Genomic DNA, 17,745 nt, shown 5'->3' on the forward strand with positions numbered 1-17,745 from the left:
TTATTGTCAGCTCAAGCCGCATGGCTCTCCTGCGGAGGGCTTAATATTGGGATAATATTGAAACATCAAAGACAGATGCAGATAAGTACAGAAAACCGATAATAACAATTAAACAGCAAGTCTATATAAGAGAATAACAGAACATATATAAAAGAATTAACCCCGGTTGGCGATTTGGCGATGGTAGCACGGATATTTAAATCTGTAAAACGGTTATGTTTATTTTTCTATTCCCCCACCCTGTCGGGTGATTCCGGCGCAGTCCTGACCCTGAGTGCGCTCCCTGTAATGCACCATGCGCAACGCCAGAGTCAGTGGCAATGCAAAACCATGACTAAGGCCAAAATCACCCCAAAACCGCATACAGGCAGTCAGCGGTCACGATGCAAGCAAAATACCAGGCACTGTATAAATAAACAGCCCTGCAATTGTCAGGCATATGCGCCCTCTCACACTGGCAACCCCCCTGTTCCGCCCTGTTTATTGCATCTGTACAGCCATCTGAGCGCATCCGGCTGCAACCTGACGCATTTGTATGTGCCGTAATAATGATGCCACACAGCGCGCCTGACGGTTTGTACCATCATCTGTCACAATTCATTGTTTGAAAAGTTTTATATTTTATTTTTTGAAGTGATTACATAAATATAATCCATCTCTCCGGCATGAGTGCCTGACTGAAGGTGAATCGAAAAAGAAGGACCCGCCCCGATTCTTTTTACTCCCTTCCCTTTCAGTTAAATCACGCAGGAGAAATATCATGCCCCGCTACAAAAAAGGCATCCGTAATAATTGCTTTCATCAAAATTATACTCATGACGTATTGTTCCCCGGCGCAACATTCAGAACCCGACATAATGGAGAATGCGCCATTCTTGGTCGCTCTGATGATAAATCAAGGCGAGGCTATTATGTCGTGGAATTCAAAGACAGTGGCATCATCAAGGAAGCCTATGGCTCGCATATTAAAACTGGTTCTGTATCAGACGAAGCTTTTCCATCATCGGAGGAAGAACGACGAAAGTTACTGATGACACCAAAATATTACGGCGTCGGATATATTGGTAATGGATGTCATTCAACTATTGAAAACACCCGAACACACCAAAGAACGAGAGCATTCATACTCTGGCATAACATGCTGGCAAGGTGCTACATGACAACCAAAGGGAAGCAGTATTTTAAAGGCTACAAAGGTGTCACTGTATGCGAGCGATGGCATAACTTTCAGAACTTCTGCAATGACCTTCCAAAATTGCATGGCTACAACAAATGGAAGGATAATCCGGGAGAGTATGAGCTCGATAAGGATTACTCACATCGCCGGATTTATTCTGCTGACACGGTGGCATTTATCAGCACAGAAGAAAATGCCAGGGAAGCTGGATTACGACGCGTTGCCATGAAGATTCCTTCCGGGCATTATCATGAAATAAATAAAATTCGAGATAAGATATTAATGGAGGCTGAAGATGAATTAAAAAACAATCAAATTAATTATGAAGTTGTTCTTAACGGGAATATGAAAGTAATCCTGTCTGAAACCCCTTATGGCACAGTGTTGTTCTGGCCTCTCACGAAAAAGATTCAGCGTAATTGCTACATGATTGATGGTGATGTACAGGTTTATGTTCATTACCTGCGCTGGCTCATACTTCAGTGGGAAAACAGAAATCCCGACATAAACTGTGTTGCCACAACCTGTTGATGATGCTATAAAATAGTCATAAAATAACCAGCATTTCACAATGCTATCTATTAATAAGAAAAAACGAACATTCAGGATGTATCTGTAATTCCGCTGTTGCAGTGATTTTCTATGCCAGAAAACAAGTAACAACGTCTGGCAGTTCATTGCAGAAGGCTAAATGCCAGCACTTCGTGCAGTCATTTAACATGTTCAACACATTATGCGCACCAATGATGTGATAGCAAAATTGTAGTATCCGACCAGGACTAAGTTAACCATCAAGGGATTCTGATGACGGCGAGTTTTTCACGTTGGATGAAGTTAACCGACTCAAAACCAGTCAGGATGTTGTCGACCGGCGTTTGACAACACAGACGGCCGCGCAGCGCCTGGGTATCTCCGATCGTCAGTGTCGATGTCGTCTTCTTTCGCGTTATTGTGAATCTGGTCCACTGGGTATGGCTAGCCGTCGTCGCGGAAAACCAAGCAATAATGAGCTGCCTGTTGGTCTTGCCCGATATGCACTCAACCTAATCCGTGAACGTTATACCGACTTTGGATCGACGCTGGTCACGATGTCTATCAGTCGAAAGAAACTGTCCGGTCGCTTATGGTTAAAGCCAGTCTCTGGGTTCCCCGCAAATAACGAGCACCAAAACTTCAGCAACCACGCTATCGACGTGCCTGTTGTGGTGAGCGGATCGCTTTCTCTTGTCTTCGTTTCCTTATCTCCTGTCACTGCTGTCGAATTTATCTAAAACTCCACTGTGCCGTAATGACAAATACTGACGGTATGATAATGCCAACATCCATCCCAAAATAAGACGTAAAATTATACTGAAAGCCATGATAGATATAGGGGGAAAAGCCTATTCCTGTCGCTTTCTTAAAATCATGGTATGAACCATGATCGCCGCAATCACTGAAAGCATCAAAGAAAAACTCACCTACATATCCATATATTCCCTTAAAAACCCAGCCGTTATCCCAACCTGCCCAATCCCTTCTTACGCCGGCAGCCAGGCATCTGTCATCAAAGCTGTTTTTCATCGTGCCTAGCACAAAACTATATTTTGAATCATCCGAGAATTTTCGCTCCACGGAGATGAAGTTATTTTCAAAATTCTCAGTATACTGCCCGTGATTGTGCGTTAAATGATAAACATATGAGCCCGTATTTATTGAGTACAGGTTTATTTCATCCGCAGAACAGTACCATGTAACCAAATACAAACTTCCGCACCACCACCATGTGGTATATCGTTTACGGCCATCCGGTTTATATTGCGCATTATCCATACACCCTCACATTGACTAAAGTACTGAAAATTATGGCTACATTTCTAATGAGCCACGGATTAGACAATTTTACTGAGCTTTGACAATATGCTAATTTTGCTCCAACGCTGACTCCGAAGCCGATAAAACCGCCGCCGGATGAACGCCATTTCTCTACTACCGCGCTAAATTGCTACCCGCCGACCAATTTCCACCACCTGATCGCCCGGCAAGCGATAGTAATTGGTAATGTGGGTACTGTTTCTCACCATAAACGCAAAACAGTTACGCTGCCACGCGACCATGCCATGCCCCTCAAGCGCGATGATCGTCTCGTGCCCCAGATACCAGGTGATCTCTTCAGGAACAAACGGAACCGCCAGTCCTGGGACGCTATGAAGAAGCTCTGGAATATGCGGTTGCTCCATAAAGCCATAATGCGCAACGCCCTGCAGATAACCCGGTGCCCGCTCGGTAAGCACCAGTCGCCTCCCCGCTTCCACATAAGGGATGTTCTGTACTTCAATGGTCAACGAGATGACTTGCTGTTGCAGAGCGCGATTGCGCGCGACGTGCCAGCGCATGACCGGCGGCACACCATTCTGACTACGCGTTAAAAACACCGCAGTACCCTGAACGCGAGGAACCTGCAGCCGGTTGATTTTATTGAAGAACTCATCGACAGCCATCACTTTCTCATTAATCGCGCGAGACGTGGCCTTCACACCGCGGTTCCAGATAAGCATAACGCCGCAAACGATCGCCGCCAGCATAAGCGGGATATAACCGCCCTCCATCACTTTCACCAGATTGGCAATCAGAAAACTGCTGTCGATCAGCAGAAAACTGACGGCAACCAGAGTGCTGGCAAGCAGATTCCAGCCCCAGATTTGCCGCATAGCCATGAACAGCAGTCCGGAGGTCATCAACATCGTCAACGACACTGCGATCCCATAGGCTGCGGCGAGGTTCTCCGATGACTTAAACGCAATTGCGAGACCAACGGTAACGACCATCAGCAGCCAGTTAATCGTGCCGATATAGATTTGCCCGTAGCTCTCCGCGGTGGTTTGTTTGATATGCAAGCGCGGAAACCAACCCAGCTGAATTGCCTGTCGGGTCATTGAAAACGCCCCGGTAATAATGGCCTGACTGGCAATGATGGTGGCCAGAGTGGCAAGAATAACCAGTGGAATTTGCAGGAACGGTGGACAAAGACGGAAGAAGATATTCTGTGAAATGTCCGCACCTGCAAGAATTATCGCTGACTGGCCTGCATAGTTGAGTAATAACGCCGGAAACGCCAGGCCAAACCAGGCCATCCAGATTGGTTTTCTGCCGAAATGGCCCATATCCGCATAAAGTGCTTCAGCTCCAGTGACACACAGAAAGACACCGCCTAATACCAGGAAGCTGCTGAAACCATTTGAAAGTAAAAAGGAGACACCGTAAGCCGGATTAATCGCCAGCAGCACTGCCGGATACTGGACGATACCCGATATTCCCAGCGCGGCAATTGCCACAAACCACAATGTCATCACCGGACCAAAGATTTTACCTATTTTAGCGGTGCCAAAGGGTTGAATGGCGAATAAGGTAACCAGAATCACTACCGTGGCAGGCAGTATAAAAGAGTGCGCCTCGGGAAAGATAATATTCAGCCCTTCGAGGGCGGAAAGCACGGAAATAGCCGGCGTAATTGCGCCATCTCCGTATATCAGCGCCGCACCAGTCAACGCAGAAAATGTCACCCACTTACTATCTTTACCTTTATGTACCAGCAATGACATCAGGGCCATGATTCCGCCCTCGCCATTATTATCCATACGCATGGCGAAGATGGCATATTTAACGGAAGTAACCAGAATAAGCGTCCAGATGATAAGCGATAATAAACCCAGAATGACGTCGGGAGTGGGACTATCGCCGGATAACAGAAGTATCGTTTTTAACGTATACAGTGGGCTGGTGCCGATATCACCAAAAACCACCCCCAGCGCTCCTCCTGCCAGTATGATCTTTCCTGATGTCCTGTGGTTCGCTGAGTGATTATTGTCCATGATTCCCCGTCCATCTGCTTGTTTTATTTAATATTCTTATGTTGGGTGAGCTGTAGCGTTAATTTCTCAATGCGTTCAGCCATTTGCCGCGTCAGGTCCGTTAATTCGGTATTTTGCTGCAATAAAATCATCAACTGTTCAGATTGCCGCTGTGCGAGCCCCTGTCTCTGGCTTATATCTTCCGCCAGCTCCTCACGGTGCTGTGCATCGGCTAACGCGTGCGCCCCATCGCGCTCTGCCTGTCGGGTTTGCGCCAGCAGGATCAGCGGCGCCGCGTAGGCTGCCTGTAAACTGAATGCCAGATTAAGCAAAATAAAGGGATAAGGGTCAAACCGGGTCCATCCGATAATATTGATAAGGATCCAGACAACGACAATGACCGTCTGTGCCACCAAAAACGTCGGTGTGCCAAAAAAACGGGCGAATGCTTCAGCTTTCAGGGCAAACCACTCATCACCAAACGTATGCGAGTAGCGGGATAATGGTCGATGAAAGCGGAAAATATCCTTCTTATTCATAGGACACCCATAAGATAAGTTGCATTCCTGAAAGAGAAAAGCGGTTGTTCTGTATTAAGAATATAGCTAAAGGTACCCGGATTGGCTGGCTATCCTTATGAAAGGAAGCCGGTATGTTCAGGAAAACAGCGACGTCGGGCGATCGAGACGGAACGACAGCGCGCAGGGCGAACGGAGCCTCATTGGCCCCGGATGGAAGAGCGTGGTCGGCGAGCTAACGTTGACAACACCGGCGCGGGACACGTCCGGCAGATAATAAAACGGATTCAGGACAGGGATCGCAAAGCCGCAAGTGACTTCCCTGCCCTTCACCACGGGTGAGCGGGAAGGACTTATTTCCCGAACAGCAGCCGGGTATATTTTGTCGAAATTGCCCCGCTGTGTTTACCATCTGCACCATAATATCGGTCTTCACGGCACAGCTTCTCCTTAATGTCGCAGAACGTGCCGCCGGCAAAGGTAAACGAACTCGGGTCAAATTTACCCTGTGAACTCAGTCGTTTCGCCGCTTCTTTGCCCAGATATTTCTCAGTCATGGCTTGAGAAACGCCGTCTGTCGCCGTGGCGCAGATGTACTTATCACACAGGACCTGTGCTTCCGGCGAGTAAAGGGAAACCGGTTGTTTCGCACAGACGGGGATTGCTGCCGTCGCCAGCAGCAATATCAATAAGCATGGTTTTATGTGGATATGCACTGAATAATCCCGTTCAATAATCTATGTGTCTTTCGGATAATCCGCATTGCTCATGCTGAGCGATGTCAGACTATTTGAATATATTGTCGATGTCTACCGCAGATAATTCTGCAAGTCGGCAAACTGGCGGCTTATCTGATATAACCCTGCTCACGCATTTTCACTAAACCTTCATCGTTCAGGCAGACCATACCCGTCGTGAGTAATTCAAATCCGTGACGCTGATAAAATCCGGTTTTATCCGGCACCGAATAAATAAAAATTTTCCCGTAGGGTAACAGCACATCACATATTGTCTGCATTAACTGACGGCCATAGCCTTGCCCCTGATAACGCGGATCTACGGCCACATCGGCCAGATAGCTACACCAGGTGAGATCGCTTATTGCTCTGGCTACCGCAACCAGCTGGCCATTGTGAAAACCAAACCAGCAGAACGTACTGTGGCGAAAGGCCTGTTCAAGCAACGAGATATCGCGTTGCCCCAGACCGGAAGCCGCGATAAGCTCAGCCAATGCCCGCCAGTCAACCGAGTTAAGCCCCTCTTTACCTTGCAGCGTCATCATGGTGGTACCCTTTAAAACCGCAGATATAAGCGATCGTTTATAGCAGGGAACGGTTGAAATTTATATGTGTGATAAATATTCATTCGCAGGTCAGCAGACGATGAACTTTCTGGCGCGTATTCTGTCTTCTGCCGCGGATACCGAGTCCGGACCTCCCTTCCCTGCGTTTTTTTCATGCTAACGATATTGTTCTGATTCGATAGCCTCGCGGACCTGAAGCAGCGCCGTGCGTAAATGGGTGATATTCACCGAACCAAGCGCAATCCGGATAGCCTGTGGTACCGCCAGTGATGTAGAGAATGGCTCAGCCGTTGAAACGGAAATATTGTTATTCATCAGTCGGCTGGCTACCCGGTCGGCCCTGGACTCATCCGGCAGCGGGAGCCAGGCAAAATAGGACCCCGGATGGGTGATACAAGCCATATCCCCGAGCGCTTCTCTCAACATGGATTGCCGCTGGCGCGCGTCCCGTCGCTTCAGCATTTCAAAACGGGCGACGGTCCCATCTTGTATCCAGTTACATACCAGGGTCGTCATAATAGACGGCGTATTCCAGCTCGTTGCGCGGACCGCTCGTTCCAGTGCCCCTCGGTAAGCGTCAGGGCAGATAACGGCGCCGACTCTCAGTCCGGTGGCGACATTTTTGGAAAATCCGTTGATGTAGAGAGTACGTTCTGGTGCAAAAACGGCGACCGGCGGAGGTGGACGATTAGCCAGATAGGCATAAGCGGCATCTTCAATGATCACAAGATCATGAGCGCGGGCAATGTCGGCCAGTGTTTTACGTTGCCGTTGGCTCAGCACCCAGGCCAGCGGATTATGTAACGTCGGCATGGTATACACGGCGCGCACATCTCTTTTTTGGCAAAGTTGCTGCAAGGCGGCGAAGTCCGGACCGTCGGACAGAGAAGGTATCGCGATAAGTTCGAGATGGTATAGCGCGGCCAGGGCTTTAAAGCCGGGATAGGTCAGCGCATCAACGGCCACCACATCGCCGGGTCTGAGCAGGCCCATCACCGCGATAGCCAGTCCATGCTGGGCGCCGTTGACGATAATCACATTCTCCGCTGAAGGTTGAAAGCGGTTCCCGGCAAGATGCCCGGCAATGATCTCGCGTTCGCTAAGCCTGCCGGCATGAGGCTGATAGCGTAAATGTGATTCAATATCACCGGCGGCGGCAACCCGTCGCAGAGCGTCACGTAGGGCATCGCCCTGCCCAGCTAAGGTCGGATAGTTAAAATTCAAATCAAGGACATCGCTGGCCACAGCATGCTGATCGACGCCGTGGCCTGGCGGCAGCGCAATCTCTCTGACGAACGTCCCACGCCCGGTCTCCCCGCTGACCAGCCCCATCGCTTCCAGCTCTGCATAGACCCGCGTCGCCGTTGCCAGAGAAATATGCTCCTTTGCCGCAAGATCGCGATGAGTTGGCAAACGCGTCCCCGACGTGATGTCACCGCTGCGAATCAACGCCGCAAACCGATCGACGATGGCTTTATAACGGGCTTTCATCCAATGTATCCATGACAATAATTTGATTGTATCAGATTCGTGAGATTGCCATCGGCGCACCCGATGCTCAAGATGATGAGTGTCCCCGCAACGTGAGGTCATAGTGGTAAATTCTACAGCATATAAAGCCGCACCAGGTTCAGTTTCCGGCTGGCTAAATGGTCTGCTCGGCGTCGTGATATTCAGCGGCTCTTTACCCGCCACGCGGGTCGCCGTGCTCGATATGGACCCGTTTTTTCTGACCTTCCTGCGGGCAACTATTGCCGGGGCGTTAGCGATGATACTCATTTTTGGCTTCCGGGAAAAACGCCCGCAGGCGGGCCAGCTGTTACCGCTGGTCGTGGTATCACTCGGTGTGATCGTCGGTTTCCCTTTACTGACCGCAATGGCGTTGCAGCACGTGACGTCGGCGCATTCCATCGTCTTTTTAGGGTTGCTGCCGCTCGCCACGGCGATTTTCGGCGTAATTAGAGGCGGCGAGCGGCCAAAACCCATTTTCTGGATCTTCTCTCTGCTGGGGAGTCTGCTGGTCATGGGATTTGCGTTATCCCAGAGCGCCGCCGTTTCACTGACCGGGGATCTGCTGATGCTGGCCGCCGTGATTGTCTGCGGTCTGGGGTACGCGGAAGGGGCGAAACTGACTCGCGTGCTGGGCGGCTGGCAGGTCATCAGTTGGGCGCTGATTATTTCCCTGCCCTTTATGCTGATGGCATCCATTCTGACTCTGCCGGCCTCTTTAAGCCAGATCTCTGCTTCCGCCTGGCTGGCGCTAGGCTATGTTTCACTCTTCAGCATGCTGATCGGCTTTATCTTCTGGTACAAAGGGCTAGCTATTGGGGGGATTGCCGCCGTCGGTCAGCTACAGCTGTTACAGCCGTTCCTCGGGCTGACGCTATCGGCTACGCTCCTGCATGAAACCGTCAGCCCGCTGATGATGCTGATCACGCTGGGCGTTATATTATGCGTGATCGGCTCGCGAAAATTTGCCAGGTAACATGTATTCCTGGCCCTGGTATCGACTTGATTCAAAGGGGTACAGGGCTATGGCGTTTGCTTTCTGCCACGACGCCCTCCATCATCGCCTCAGCTCTGGCAGCCTGAAGCGATGGTGGCCCGGGCTGGATCAAGCCCCCGCACGCGACTACTCTGAATAGTTGGTCCCTGGCTCAGATAACCCAGGCTTATCCCCGCTGAACAAAAGGCACCCCAATGAGTGAAGTCAATATGGTGTGGTGATATTTTATTTTTGAATGCCATAGTTGACATTTATTTACTAATAAATGAACGTGTGTTTTTTTGTTATTTATTTATCGATGGTGGGAAAGGGATAAATATATATTTTATTTTGACTGGGATCCTTGTTTGTTGGTTTATTACTCTGCACTCGATGAGTATACTGTGGTTTCTGGGGTGGTTTTTCGAGTTGATTGAATGGCGGACTGTTTATTGACTGAGGTTTAAAAGTCAGTTAGATTGATCGTGTGTTCTCAAATATATTTGAAAGTATTGTGTTATTATAATATATAATTTGGAATGGATTGCTTTATGTTTTCAAGAAATCATCCTCACCGACAACCTTTTAATGCTAAAAATAGCAGGCACGCTGAAAAAGTGACAGATAAAATCCTTTCACGTGCCAATTTTGGAGAAGACTATTCTCCTGTGTTATGGTCCAGATTCTCTCATTTGGATATGTGGCCTACAACAGCACACATAATGGCTTTACTCGGTATTAATCCAGAAACTAACTTAGTCCGTGTGACTGCACCCGAATTCGTCAATCGAGAAAAAATGCTCATATCAGGGCATACTAATCCTGTTGCAAAAATAGAAGATCCGTATGATCTGAAACAGCACCCTTTAGTGCCAGGGCTTATGCTTCCAAGAACAAAACCGGCCCAGTCACTGGGCTTAGAATGTCTGAATGTAGTATACACAAATACAAAAATTTCTTTAGATAAAGCCAAACGCATGGTTTCTGGATACAGAAAAACGCAAAATGATATTATCATTACTTTTAAAATAAAAGATGTTCTTTTATGTGGAGGGAAGATATACCGAGATGCCTCATCTTCGCTTGAAAATGTACTGATTATCGGGTTGCCAAAAGGTTCACAGATACCCTTTAGAATTATTTGACGTTAACACAACTCGAATATATGGCGTTTGTCGTGTTCACCACTCGATGGTTCATCCTGCGCTTGCTGATGGGCCAGTAACAGTTGTTGCGCCTGCTCACACTTACGCCCCGCAATTTCTGGCCTCGGTACAGACCATGGAGATTGTGCCGAGCTTTGCGGTCGGTTCCATGATGACTTTCTCGAGATTTTAGCTGGCAAGCTGGCAAGCCTGAACGTGCAGCGGTTAAGCAAACTGCCGTGATTTGGCTGGCAGCAAAAAATGAGACGGGCGCTGATTGAGTCACCGCACCATCATGGCGTAGAGGCCAGAAGACCTCTACCCGAGATGGGATCTTGATGCCGGGATGATAAATAATCACCGGTGGCCAGTCGGTAGCCCATCGGCAAAGAGAGATTACCAGGCCTCTGGTTCCCGCAGCATATGGACAATATTGCAGGGATTCATGATCCATCCCCCTTTAAACCCTTCCGGTAAGGGCTCAACCGCGTCGCAGCGCACGACGCCATGCTGTTCAACATGTTTTTCCGCCGCGTGAAAATCGGGTGTGAACAGTTCCAGCCAGACTTCCGCCTGACTGAGGCCCGGCGCTTCATCGATCCACAGTCGGTTTGGGCCAAGGATGAAGCCGGTGGCTGGCGCTTTATCCGTAATCTCCGGAAGCCTGAGCGTTTGCCGGTAGAAATCCAGCGTCTGCTGATACTGGTGCGGGGGAACCTTCATCGCAATATCAATTCCCCCCTTAATTTCAGTATTCATAAAGCTGACCTCATTTCGCGGGATGAACATTGCCCGGCGATGCGCGCTTGTTGCCTGCGCCGGGAAGTGGAATGAGTATAGCTTACCGGAGGCGCCTGACTTTCCGCCGCTACTCGCCTTTTACCACTCGCCGACGATGGCAATCCTGCGGCGCCAGCGGTTTGCCATCAGCAGAGCGCACCTCCAGCGGCATAACCGCCCGGTTCGACGCCTTATCCAGCAGTACCGAATGCACCTCTCCGCGTTCAAACATGTAGCGCTCTCCCCACTGCCGCATGGCTACCACGATGGGAAATGCTGCGCGACCACGCTCGGTCAGCACGTACTCTTTATAAGCGCTGCCGTCAGATGCCGGACAGATCTCGAACACGCCCAGATTAACCAACTGCTTCAGGCGCGAGGCGAGGATGTTTTTTGCCAGACCGAGATTCTTTTGAAATTCACTGAAGCGTCGGACATCGTCAAAGGCCTCACGAATGATCATCATGCACCAGCGTTCGCCGATTGCCTCCAGAGTCCTGGCGACCGGACATTCACCGTCGGTGAGTGATTTCTGCTTCGCCATTCGGCATCTCCTTCTTTCACTGGGCGAATTGCACTGCCGCCAGAATAAGCGCAAACGAAACTAGTTGCAAAAAAAAACCTTTATGATTAATTATGGGCAATCTGGTTTTAAAAAGAAACCACTATTCACGCGGAAAAACATCATGAAGACGAAGCCATGCCTGAAAGAAGAGACGGCGTTAACGGACTACGCAGCCGAGTCCGATCGGGAGGAACAGCGGTTAACGCCGTGGCTCACCTTCCTGTTTTCGCTGACGGCGGCGCTGGCCGTCGCCAATGTCTATTTTGCCCAGCCTTTGCTTGAATCGATGGCAACAAGTCTCAGCGTACAGCCCGGAACGGTAGGATTGGTGGTAACCATGACGCAGATCGGCTATGCGGTCGGTCTGCTGTTTATTGTGCCGCTCGGCGACCTTGTGAACCGCAAATATCTGGTTATCACCCAGCTGTTGCTACTGGCGACCGCGCTGACGGTCGCGGGGTTGTCACAACGCTGGTTCATGTTCCTCGGCGCCATGGCGCTTGTCGGGATCATGGCGGTCGTTGTGCAGATCGTGGTGGCCTGTACCGCCGCGCTGGCCGCCCCTGCCGAGCGCGGTAAAGCGGTAGGCAGGGTCACCAGCGGCGTAGTGCTGGGGATTCTCCTCGCCCGCTTAACCTCAGGGGTGATTGCCGATCTTGCCGGATGGCGCGCGGTATATCTGAGCGCAGCCAGCCTGATGCTGTTGCTGGCCGCGGTGCTTTCTCAGACGATGCCGGCCGCCAGGAAAGTGCCCATGTCAGGAAGCTATCTGGCGCTGATGGCATCGGTTTTCCACCTGTTGATGACGGAACCGACGCTATGGGTCAGAGGCATCTTTGCGCTGCTGATTTTTGCCGCCTTCAGCGTCTTGTGGACGGCTCTGGTTTTACCTCTCAGCGCTCAGGGTCTTTCGCATACGCAGATCGGGTTGTTTGGCCTGGCGGGCATCGCCGGCGCCCTGGCCGCGTCAAAGGCCGGACACTGGGCCGATCGCGGGGCAGCACAGCGCGTCACCGGCATCTCTTTGGCATTACTGCTCTTTGCCTGGGCCCCGATCGCCCGGGCCGAAACCTCCCTGCCGCTGCTGGTCATCGGAGTCATCATTCTGGATTTCGCCGTACAGGCAGTCCATGTCACGAACCAGAGCCTGATATTTGCCGCACGGCCCGACGCGCAAAGTCGGTTAGTCGGAGCGTACATGGGCTTTTACTCTGTCGGCAGCGCGCTGGGGGCCGTGGTGGCGACGCAATGTTATGCGCTTTGGGGCTGGAACGCAGTGTGTCTGGCTGGTGCCGGCATCAGCGCGGCGGCGCTGATTTTCTGGCTGGGGTTACGGAAAAGATCGCCTGTCCGTTGGATGTAACGGGGTGGCGACGGTGCGACCATCATCTTCCCGCGCCCCGCCTGATATACCGTGATACCGGGTGGTACTATTATCGGCTATGTAGCCAACATCTATCTGCCCGGCAAACATCGCCGTCACCTGCTGCTGCGGGCCGATCTCCGCGATCGTCACCTCCGCATCCGGGTCGCGCTTTCTGAACTGACTATTTGAATTTAACCCTGCCGTTACGCAAACTGAAGGCTGTCAACTAACAGGAACTGAAGCGATGAACAATCAACAACAAGACCGCCAACAACTCAACGACCTGGTGAATGGCTGGATGCATCGCGACCTCGGTGAATGGGCCGCGCTACGTCAGCTGTTTCACCCTGATGGCACGATCGAAATCACGTGGTTTGAAGGGCTGGCGCGCGATTTTGTCGACGGTTCCATGCGGATGGGAGCATCGGACCTACGCACCAAACACCTTATCGGCACACCCGTGATCACCTTTAACGCCAGCGGGAACAAAGCCATCCTTGAGACCAACGCCATGATCATCGCTGAAAACGTCAAACTCAATCTGGGCTGTGAATGCCATAACCGGTTTTACGATCTGGCAGAAAAAAGAGACGGAGTGTGGAGGCTGTTTCACCGGCAGAGCATTTACGATATGGGTACCTTTACCTTCCCGCTCGGTCCGGTTGAGATTGACCCGTCGGTAGCGCAGGCTTACCCCCGTGAATACGCTGCTTTGGCCTATCTCCTGGAACAGAGCGGTTTTCCGCTGGGACGGATTTTTGCTACCCGCGGCAGCGAACTGGAAGTGAAGATGAAAGCCGAAGCGAAAAGCTGGCTGTTGGCCTAAGCACACTATCAACAATCCGGGTTCGATTTTTAACACAAATCCGTGATATGTATAAAAAAGTATTTTTTATAGCCTCAAGGATGTCTCGGCTTATCACCCTGGCGAGACCCCGCCCTTGGTCCGGGCGGACGCGCGATGGCACGTAAACCAGATGCGGTAGGCCCTCTACTTCAGCAATACAAAGGATCTCAAGATGATGACGCAACGGGAACGACTCGCCAGTGGCTACCTGTATACCGATATGGATGAGGGGATGCCGGAAGAGCGGCTGCGGGGAAAAATGCTGGCGTATGAATTTAACCATACGTCCCCCGCAGAACCCGAGAAACGCGTGGCGTTGATCCGCCAGATGATGGGCCGCATCGGGAATAACGTATGGATTGAGCCACCGCTGCACGTGGCCTACGGCAGCCAAATCAGTATCGGCGATAACTTCTACGCAAATTTTAATCTGGTGGTAGTCGACGATGGCAAAGTGATTATCGGCAATAATGTCATGATTGCCCCTAACGTCACCATCTCGACCACCGGACACCCGATTGACCCCGCGGTTCGCATCACCGGTCAGCAGTTTTCACAGACCGTCACGCTGGAAGACAATGTGTGGATCGGTAGCGGCGCAATCATTAATCCTGGCGTGACCATTGGCCGTAACAGCGTGATAGGCGCCGGTAGCGTGGTAACAAAAGATATTCCCGCCAACGTCGTCGCCGCCGGCGTTCCCTGCCGGGTGCACAGACCGATCGGCGAACAAGATCGCCGGAACGCGCTGGCAGGTTTGCCGGTGATGGATGCGGAGTAAAACCACAGGCAGCCGTTGAGGATTCATAACAGGAGTGAAGATGTCGGTTAACACGATGAGAGACGCCCACGAAATTCTGGAGTTCTGGTTTCATCAAACCCCGCCTGAACGCTGGTTTCGCTCGGACGAGGACTTTGATGAACAGATTCGTCACCGCTTTTCTGCGGTTCATCAGGCAGCCTTGCGCGGTGAGCTGGCCGAGTGGCGGGAGAGCCTCTCCGGCCGGCTGGCGGAAATCATCGTGCTCGATCAGTTTTCACGCAATCTGTTTCGCAATAGCCCACTTTCATTCGCGGCTGACGGTATGGCGCTGGTCCTGGCACAGGAACTGGTCAAACAACCTGACTTTGACCAGCTTCCTGTTGAAAGACGCGATTTTGCCCTGCTGCCATTTATGCATTCGGAATCGCCAATCATTCATGATACTGCGCTCACGCTCTATCAGCGCTACGCGAGCACACGTTCACTCAGAGCAGAAACCGAGCACAAGCGGGTGATCGACCAGTTTGGCCGCTATCCGTATCGCAATCAGGCGCTCGGCAGGAGCTCGACGCCGGAAGAGCTTTGCTGGCTTCAAAAGCAACGGTAGTCGTCACCGCGCTCAGCTCAATTCAGGCAAACGGCTTGAGGCTCTGACCACCAGTTCCGGCATCTGACCGCGGCTGCCAGCGACGTTTTGCCCGGCCAACACGGCAAACAGTAGCGTAATCGCCTGCCTGGCGACCTCATCGAGATGCATGTTCACCGATGTCAGCGGCGGCTGGGATTCTCGGGCACGAATACCGTCGTATCGGGTGGCTAAACGCATTCGTTGGGGGATCGCGGTGGCGGTTTCGTGAAAGGCGCGAACCGCCCCGCTGGCAAAGGTGTCGACCAGCACCAGAAGACCATCCACATCGGGATTATCCTGCACCAGCCGACGCGCGGCCTGATAGCCAGCGGTTTCCCCCTCCTCTTCATTGAGGTAATAGATGACCGGCGCCTGCCGTCCTTCGCACCAGAGCTGGTAAGCGGCTTCTGTTTCCAGCGTTGAGGCCCGACGCGTTGTGCCGACAAAAAGCGCGCACCGGTCGGCGCCTTGCGTCTGCAGGTGCGTCAGCAGCAGCGTGGCCGTGGCGGCAGAATGGAGATCCACCCACGGAACCGGAGTTGGCGTTCCCGGCGTGCGGCCAATGGTAATACAGGGGATCCCTGCCTGCTCAAGCGCACGCAGCTGCGGATCGTTTTCCGCGGGTTCCAGCAGAATCGCGGCATCAAAGGTCACCATATCCAGCGGGTTCTTTCCCGGCGGCACCAGGATCAGCGCATGCTGCTTCTCCAGCGCCATAATCGCTGCGGTAAGCGCAATTTCCATCATAAAACCCAGCTTCGACGCCCCGGACGCAATGGTCAGCGGCAGAGAAGAGAGAAGTGCAATGGTGTTTGTTTTTCCGGTTCGTAGCTGGCGCGCGCGAATATTCGGGGTGTAGTTGAGCGCCTGAATCGCCTCTTCGATTCGCTGTCGCGTCTCAGGTTCAACAAAACGGGTGTTATGCAACGCATTGGAGACGGTACCCGGCGACACGCCAGCGTGACGGGCAACATCGATCAGTTTTGCGCGTTTCTTATCGTGAACAGACATAGACCTGGCGTTCCCTGTGTTTTTACGCTCAGGGTAGCACATTTCCCTCGTATGATTTTCCGCACTATGACATAACAAAATCATATTAAAAAAGTGGCTATCACCCGTAGCTCTGAAACGGTCGTTCCTATCTAATGTTGTTTCATTAAAACGTTTTAATGAACAATTTTGACGGCAAATCGTTCCTCAGGAGGCTACGTGGCACACTTATCTCAGGATCCGGCTTTTACCCTCGGGCGTCGTCCGAGCGGATTGACCCTCGCCAACAGGGAGAAAAGCTTTGGCGGCTATACCCTCTTTGCCCCACAGACTGCCGAAGGTCGGGTCTATCTGATTGATGAACAAGGAGAGGTGGCGCACCAGTGGCAGCTCCCGGTTCGCGCCGGACGTGATGCGGTGCTGTTACCTAACGGTAACCTCGGCTATAACGGCAGCCATCGCACCTCGGCGAATCTCTATCCGGCCTGGGACCTGTGGCACGGCGGCGATTTCTATGAAGTCACGCCGGATAACGAAGTGGTCTGGCATTACGAGGATATTTTCCATCATCACGATGCGCAGTGGCTGGCGAACGGTCATCTCCTGTACACCGCCGCCGCCCCGCTGCCGGCGGAAATAGCCGCCCGGGTTACCGGCGGCGACCCGCGCCGCGATGCGCCGGATGGCATCATTCAAAGCGATGTTGTCAAAGAGGTTAACCGCGACGGCGAAGTGGTATGGGAATGGCGCGCCTGGGAGCATCTGTCGCCGGAGGATTATCCGGTACATACGATCTTCGATCGCCGTCACTGGCCGATGATCAACGGCCTCTCGGTTACCCGTGAGGGGCTGGTGCTGATGAGCCTGCGCACAACATCCGGCGTCATTGCCGTAGAGAAAGAGAGTGGCAACGTTGTCTGGCACGCGGGAGCGGATATTGTCGCCCAACAGCACACGCCGGTCGAGATGGCCAATGGCACCATTCTGGTGTTTGATAACGGCAATCTTCGTCAGGGGGTAACCTCTCCGCACTCAACGGTGCTGGAATTCGATCCACACACCATGGCTATCACCTGGCAATATCGCGATATTTTCCCCCCTGCTTTTTTCTCGCCCTATATGGGAAGCGCTCAGCGCCTGGCGAACGGCAACACCTTTATTTGCGAATCGGCATTTGGCCGTCTGTTTGAAGTGACGCCGCAGGGCGAGACGGTATGGGAATACATCATTCCCTACTTCAATACCTACCCGGAACACCTCAGCAAGGGCATTATCCCCGGTCTGCAGAACAGCGCTTTCCGCGCGCACCGCTATGCTGCCGATGCGCTGCCGTGGTTGAAATAATTCG

At 51.9% G+C, this 17,745-nt stretch carries 18 protein-coding genes and 2 pseudogenes; 10 read left to right on the forward strand and 10 right to left on the reverse strand.

The window, feature by feature from the left end; genetic code table 11:
- Positions 1 to 760: 760 nt before the first annotated feature.
- Together AC007G_RS22545 and AC007G_RS22550 are read left to right on the forward strand one after the other, a co-directional pair.
- On the forward strand, positions 761 to 1,708 hold the full coding sequence (locus AC007G_RS22545; protein ID WP_369121831.1) for a hypothetical protein: 948 nt from the start codon (positions 761 to 763) through the stop codon (positions 1,706 to 1,708).
- Positions 1,709 to 2,001: 293 nt separating this feature from the next.
- Positions 2,002 to 2,333 (forward strand): annotated as a pseudogene (locus tag AC007G_RS22550) (ISNCY family transposase); the annotation flags it as partial.
- Between the two features lie 107 nt (positions 2,334 to 2,440).
- Here AC007G_RS22550 and AC007G_RS22555 read toward each other — a convergent pair.
- From AC007G_RS22555 to AC007G_RS22580, 6 genes are all read right to left on the reverse strand, one after another.
- Positions 2,441 to 2,989, reverse strand: coding sequence for a DUF4451 domain-containing protein (locus tag AC007G_RS22555; protein ID WP_223306625.1), 549 nt, complete (start codon positions 2,987 to 2,989; stop codon positions 2,441 to 2,443).
- Between the two features lie 164 nt (positions 2,990 to 3,153).
- Positions 3,154 to 5,028: a potassium transporter Kup gene (locus AC007G_RS22560; protein ID WP_142631060.1), complete on the reverse strand. Its 1,875-nt coding sequence runs from the start codon at positions 5,026 to 5,028 to the stop codon at positions 3,154 to 3,156.
- Between the two features lie 23 nt (positions 5,029 to 5,051).
- A complete protein-coding gene (locus tag AC007G_RS22565; protein WP_142631059.1) occupies positions 5,052 to 5,546 on the reverse strand; it encodes a DUF1003 domain-containing protein in 495 nt (164 codons plus the stop codon).
- A 332-nt stretch (positions 5,547 to 5,878) separates the two neighbouring features.
- Positions 5,879 to 6,214: a YcgJ family protein gene (locus AC007G_RS22570; protein WP_133959621.1), complete on the reverse strand. Its 336-nt coding sequence runs from the start codon at positions 6,212 to 6,214 to the stop codon at positions 5,879 to 5,881.
- A gap of 158 nt (positions 6,215 to 6,372) precedes the next feature.
- A complete protein-coding gene (locus AC007G_RS22575) occupies positions 6,373 to 6,807 on the reverse strand; it encodes a GNAT family N-acetyltransferase (RefSeq protein WP_032696184.1) in 435 nt (144 codons plus the stop codon).
- A 177-nt stretch (positions 6,808 to 6,984) separates the two neighbouring features.
- Positions 6,985 to 8,319, reverse strand: a complete 1,335-nt coding sequence (locus tag AC007G_RS22580; protein ID WP_142631058.1) for an aminotransferase-like domain-containing protein — start codon at positions 8,317 to 8,319, stop codon at positions 6,985 to 6,987.
- Between the two features lie 103 nt (positions 8,320 to 8,422).
- Here AC007G_RS22580 and AC007G_RS22585 point away from each other — a divergent pair, with 103 nt between their 5' ends.
- From AC007G_RS22585 to AC007G_RS22595, 3 genes and pseudogenes are all read left to right on the forward strand, one after another.
- Complete coding sequence (locus AC007G_RS22585; RefSeq protein ID WP_049264339.1) at positions 8,423 to 9,313, forward strand: DMT family transporter; 891 nt, start codon at positions 8,423 to 8,425, stop codon at positions 9,311 to 9,313.
- A gap of 551 nt (positions 9,314 to 9,864) precedes the next feature.
- Positions 9,865 to 10,458: an AvrPphF family type III effector gene (locus AC007G_RS22590; protein WP_072009529.1), complete on the forward strand. Its 594-nt coding sequence runs from the start codon at positions 9,865 to 9,867 to the stop codon at positions 10,456 to 10,458.
- A gap of 103 nt (positions 10,459 to 10,561) precedes the next feature.
- Positions 10,562 to 10,648, forward strand: a pseudogene (locus tag AC007G_RS22595) (hypothetical protein); the annotation flags it as partial.
- 206 nt (positions 10,649 to 10,854) lie between these two features.
- Here the strand turns inward: AC007G_RS22595 and AC007G_RS22600 are convergent.
- On the reverse strand, positions 10,855 to 11,217 hold the full coding sequence (locus AC007G_RS22600) for a glyoxalase/bleomycin resistance/dioxygenase family protein (RefSeq protein ID WP_032687708.1): 363 nt from the start codon (positions 11,215 to 11,217) through the stop codon (positions 10,855 to 10,857).
- A gap of 109 nt (positions 11,218 to 11,326) precedes the next feature.
- Positions 11,327 to 11,782: a winged helix-turn-helix transcriptional regulator gene (locus AC007G_RS22605; RefSeq protein ID WP_047664906.1), complete on the reverse strand. Its 456-nt coding sequence runs from the start codon at positions 11,780 to 11,782 to the stop codon at positions 11,327 to 11,329.
- Positions 11,783 to 11,924: 142 nt separating this feature from the next.
- On the opposite strand from AC007G_RS22605, the gene AC007G_RS22610 reads away from it, so the two are divergent.
- Positions 11,925 to 13,166: an MFS transporter gene (locus AC007G_RS22610; protein ID WP_142631057.1), complete on the forward strand. Its 1,242-nt coding sequence runs from the start codon at positions 11,925 to 11,927 to the stop codon at positions 13,164 to 13,166.
- Here AC007G_RS22610 and AC007G_RS22615 read toward each other — a convergent pair.
- Complete coding sequence (locus AC007G_RS22615; protein WP_260612565.1) at positions 13,134 to 13,319, reverse strand: hypothetical protein; 186 nt, start codon at positions 13,317 to 13,319, stop codon at positions 13,134 to 13,136. The two genes, AC007G_RS22610 and AC007G_RS22615, sit on opposite strands and share 33 nt — an antisense overlap.
- A gap of 94 nt (positions 13,320 to 13,413) precedes the next feature.
- On the opposite strand from AC007G_RS22615, the gene AC007G_RS22620 reads away from it, so the two are divergent.
- The 3 genes from AC007G_RS22620 to AC007G_RS22630 all read left to right on the forward strand — a co-directional run bounded on the left by AC007G_RS22620 (position 13,414) and on the right by AC007G_RS22630 (position 15,386).
- Positions 13,414 to 13,995, forward strand: a complete 582-nt coding sequence (locus AC007G_RS22620; protein WP_032687672.1) for a nuclear transport factor 2 family protein — start codon at positions 13,414 to 13,416, stop codon at positions 13,993 to 13,995.
- 193 nt (positions 13,996 to 14,188) lie between these two features.
- Entirely contained in the window at positions 14,189 to 14,797 is a 609-nt protein-coding gene (locus tag AC007G_RS22625) for a maltose acetyltransferase domain-containing protein (protein ID WP_185935647.1), read from the forward strand.
- Between the two features lie 40 nt (positions 14,798 to 14,837).
- Positions 14,838 to 15,386 carry a DUF924 family protein gene (locus tag AC007G_RS22630; protein ID WP_142631056.1) on the forward strand — a complete coding sequence of 183 codons (549 nt, stop codon included), beginning with the start codon at positions 14,838 to 14,840 and terminating at the stop codon, positions 15,384 to 15,386.
- Between the two features lie 12 nt (positions 15,387 to 15,398).
- On the opposite strand, the gene AC007G_RS22635 is transcribed toward AC007G_RS22630, so the two are convergent.
- On the reverse strand, positions 15,399 to 16,418 hold the full coding sequence (locus AC007G_RS22635) for a LacI family DNA-binding transcriptional regulator (RefSeq protein ID WP_032699823.1): 1,020 nt from the start codon (positions 16,416 to 16,418) through the stop codon (positions 15,399 to 15,401).
- 198 nt (positions 16,419 to 16,616) lie between these two features.
- Here AC007G_RS22635 and AC007G_RS22640 point away from each other — a divergent pair, with 198 nt between their 5' ends.
- Complete coding sequence (locus AC007G_RS22640; RefSeq protein ID WP_046852494.1) at positions 16,617 to 17,741, forward strand: aryl-sulfate sulfotransferase; 1,125 nt, start codon at positions 16,617 to 16,619, stop codon at positions 17,739 to 17,741.
- The last annotated feature ends 4 nt before the right edge of the window (positions 17,742 to 17,745 follow it).

It is taken from the genome of Klebsiella sp. CSG-1 (genome assembly GCF_056521145.1).

Coding starts and splice junctions, on each gene's coding strand:
- AC007G_RS22545 (WP_369121831.1), top strand. CDS start 761: ATGCCCCGCTACAAAAAAGGCATCCGTAATAATTGCTTTCATCAAAAT.
- AC007G_RS22555 (WP_223306625.1), bottom strand. CDS start 2,989: ATGGATAATGCGCAATATAAACCGGATGGCCGTAAACGATATACCACA.
- AC007G_RS22560 (WP_142631060.1), bottom strand. CDS start 5,028: ATGGACAATAATCACTCAGCGAACCACAGGACATCAGGAAAGATCATA.
- AC007G_RS22565 (WP_142631059.1), bottom strand. CDS start 5,546: ATGAATAAGAAGGATATTTTCCGCTTTCATCGACCATTATCCCGCTAC.
- AC007G_RS22575 (WP_032696184.1), bottom strand. CDS start 6,807: ATGATGACGCTGCAAGGTAAAGAGGGGCTTAACTCGGTTGACTGGCGG.
- AC007G_RS22580 (WP_142631058.1), bottom strand. CDS start 8,319: ATGAAAGCCCGTTATAAAGCCATCGTCGATCGGTTTGCGGCGTTGATT.
- AC007G_RS22590 (WP_072009529.1), top strand. CDS start 9,865: ATGTTTTCAAGAAATCATCCTCACCGACAACCTTTTAATGCTAAAAAT.
- AC007G_RS22600 (WP_032687708.1), bottom strand. CDS start 11,217: ATGAATACTGAAATTAAGGGGGGAATTGATATTGCGATGAAGGTTCCC.
- AC007G_RS22605 (WP_047664906.1), bottom strand. CDS start 11,782: ATGGCGAAGCAGAAATCACTCACCGACGGTGAATGTCCGGTCGCCAGG.
- AC007G_RS22610 (WP_142631057.1), top strand. CDS start 11,925: ATGAAGACGAAGCCATGCCTGAAAGAAGAGACGGCGTTAACGGACTAC.
- AC007G_RS22620 (WP_032687672.1), top strand. CDS start 13,414: ATGAACAATCAACAACAAGACCGCCAACAACTCAACGACCTGGTGAAT.
- AC007G_RS22625 (WP_185935647.1), top strand. CDS start 14,189: ATGATGACGCAACGGGAACGACTCGCCAGTGGCTACCTGTATACCGAT.
- AC007G_RS22630 (WP_142631056.1), top strand. CDS start 14,838: ATGTCGGTTAACACGATGAGAGACGCCCACGAAATTCTGGAGTTCTGG.
- AC007G_RS22635 (WP_032699823.1), bottom strand. CDS start 16,418: ATGTCTGTTCACGATAAGAAACGCGCAAAACTGATCGATGTTGCCCGT.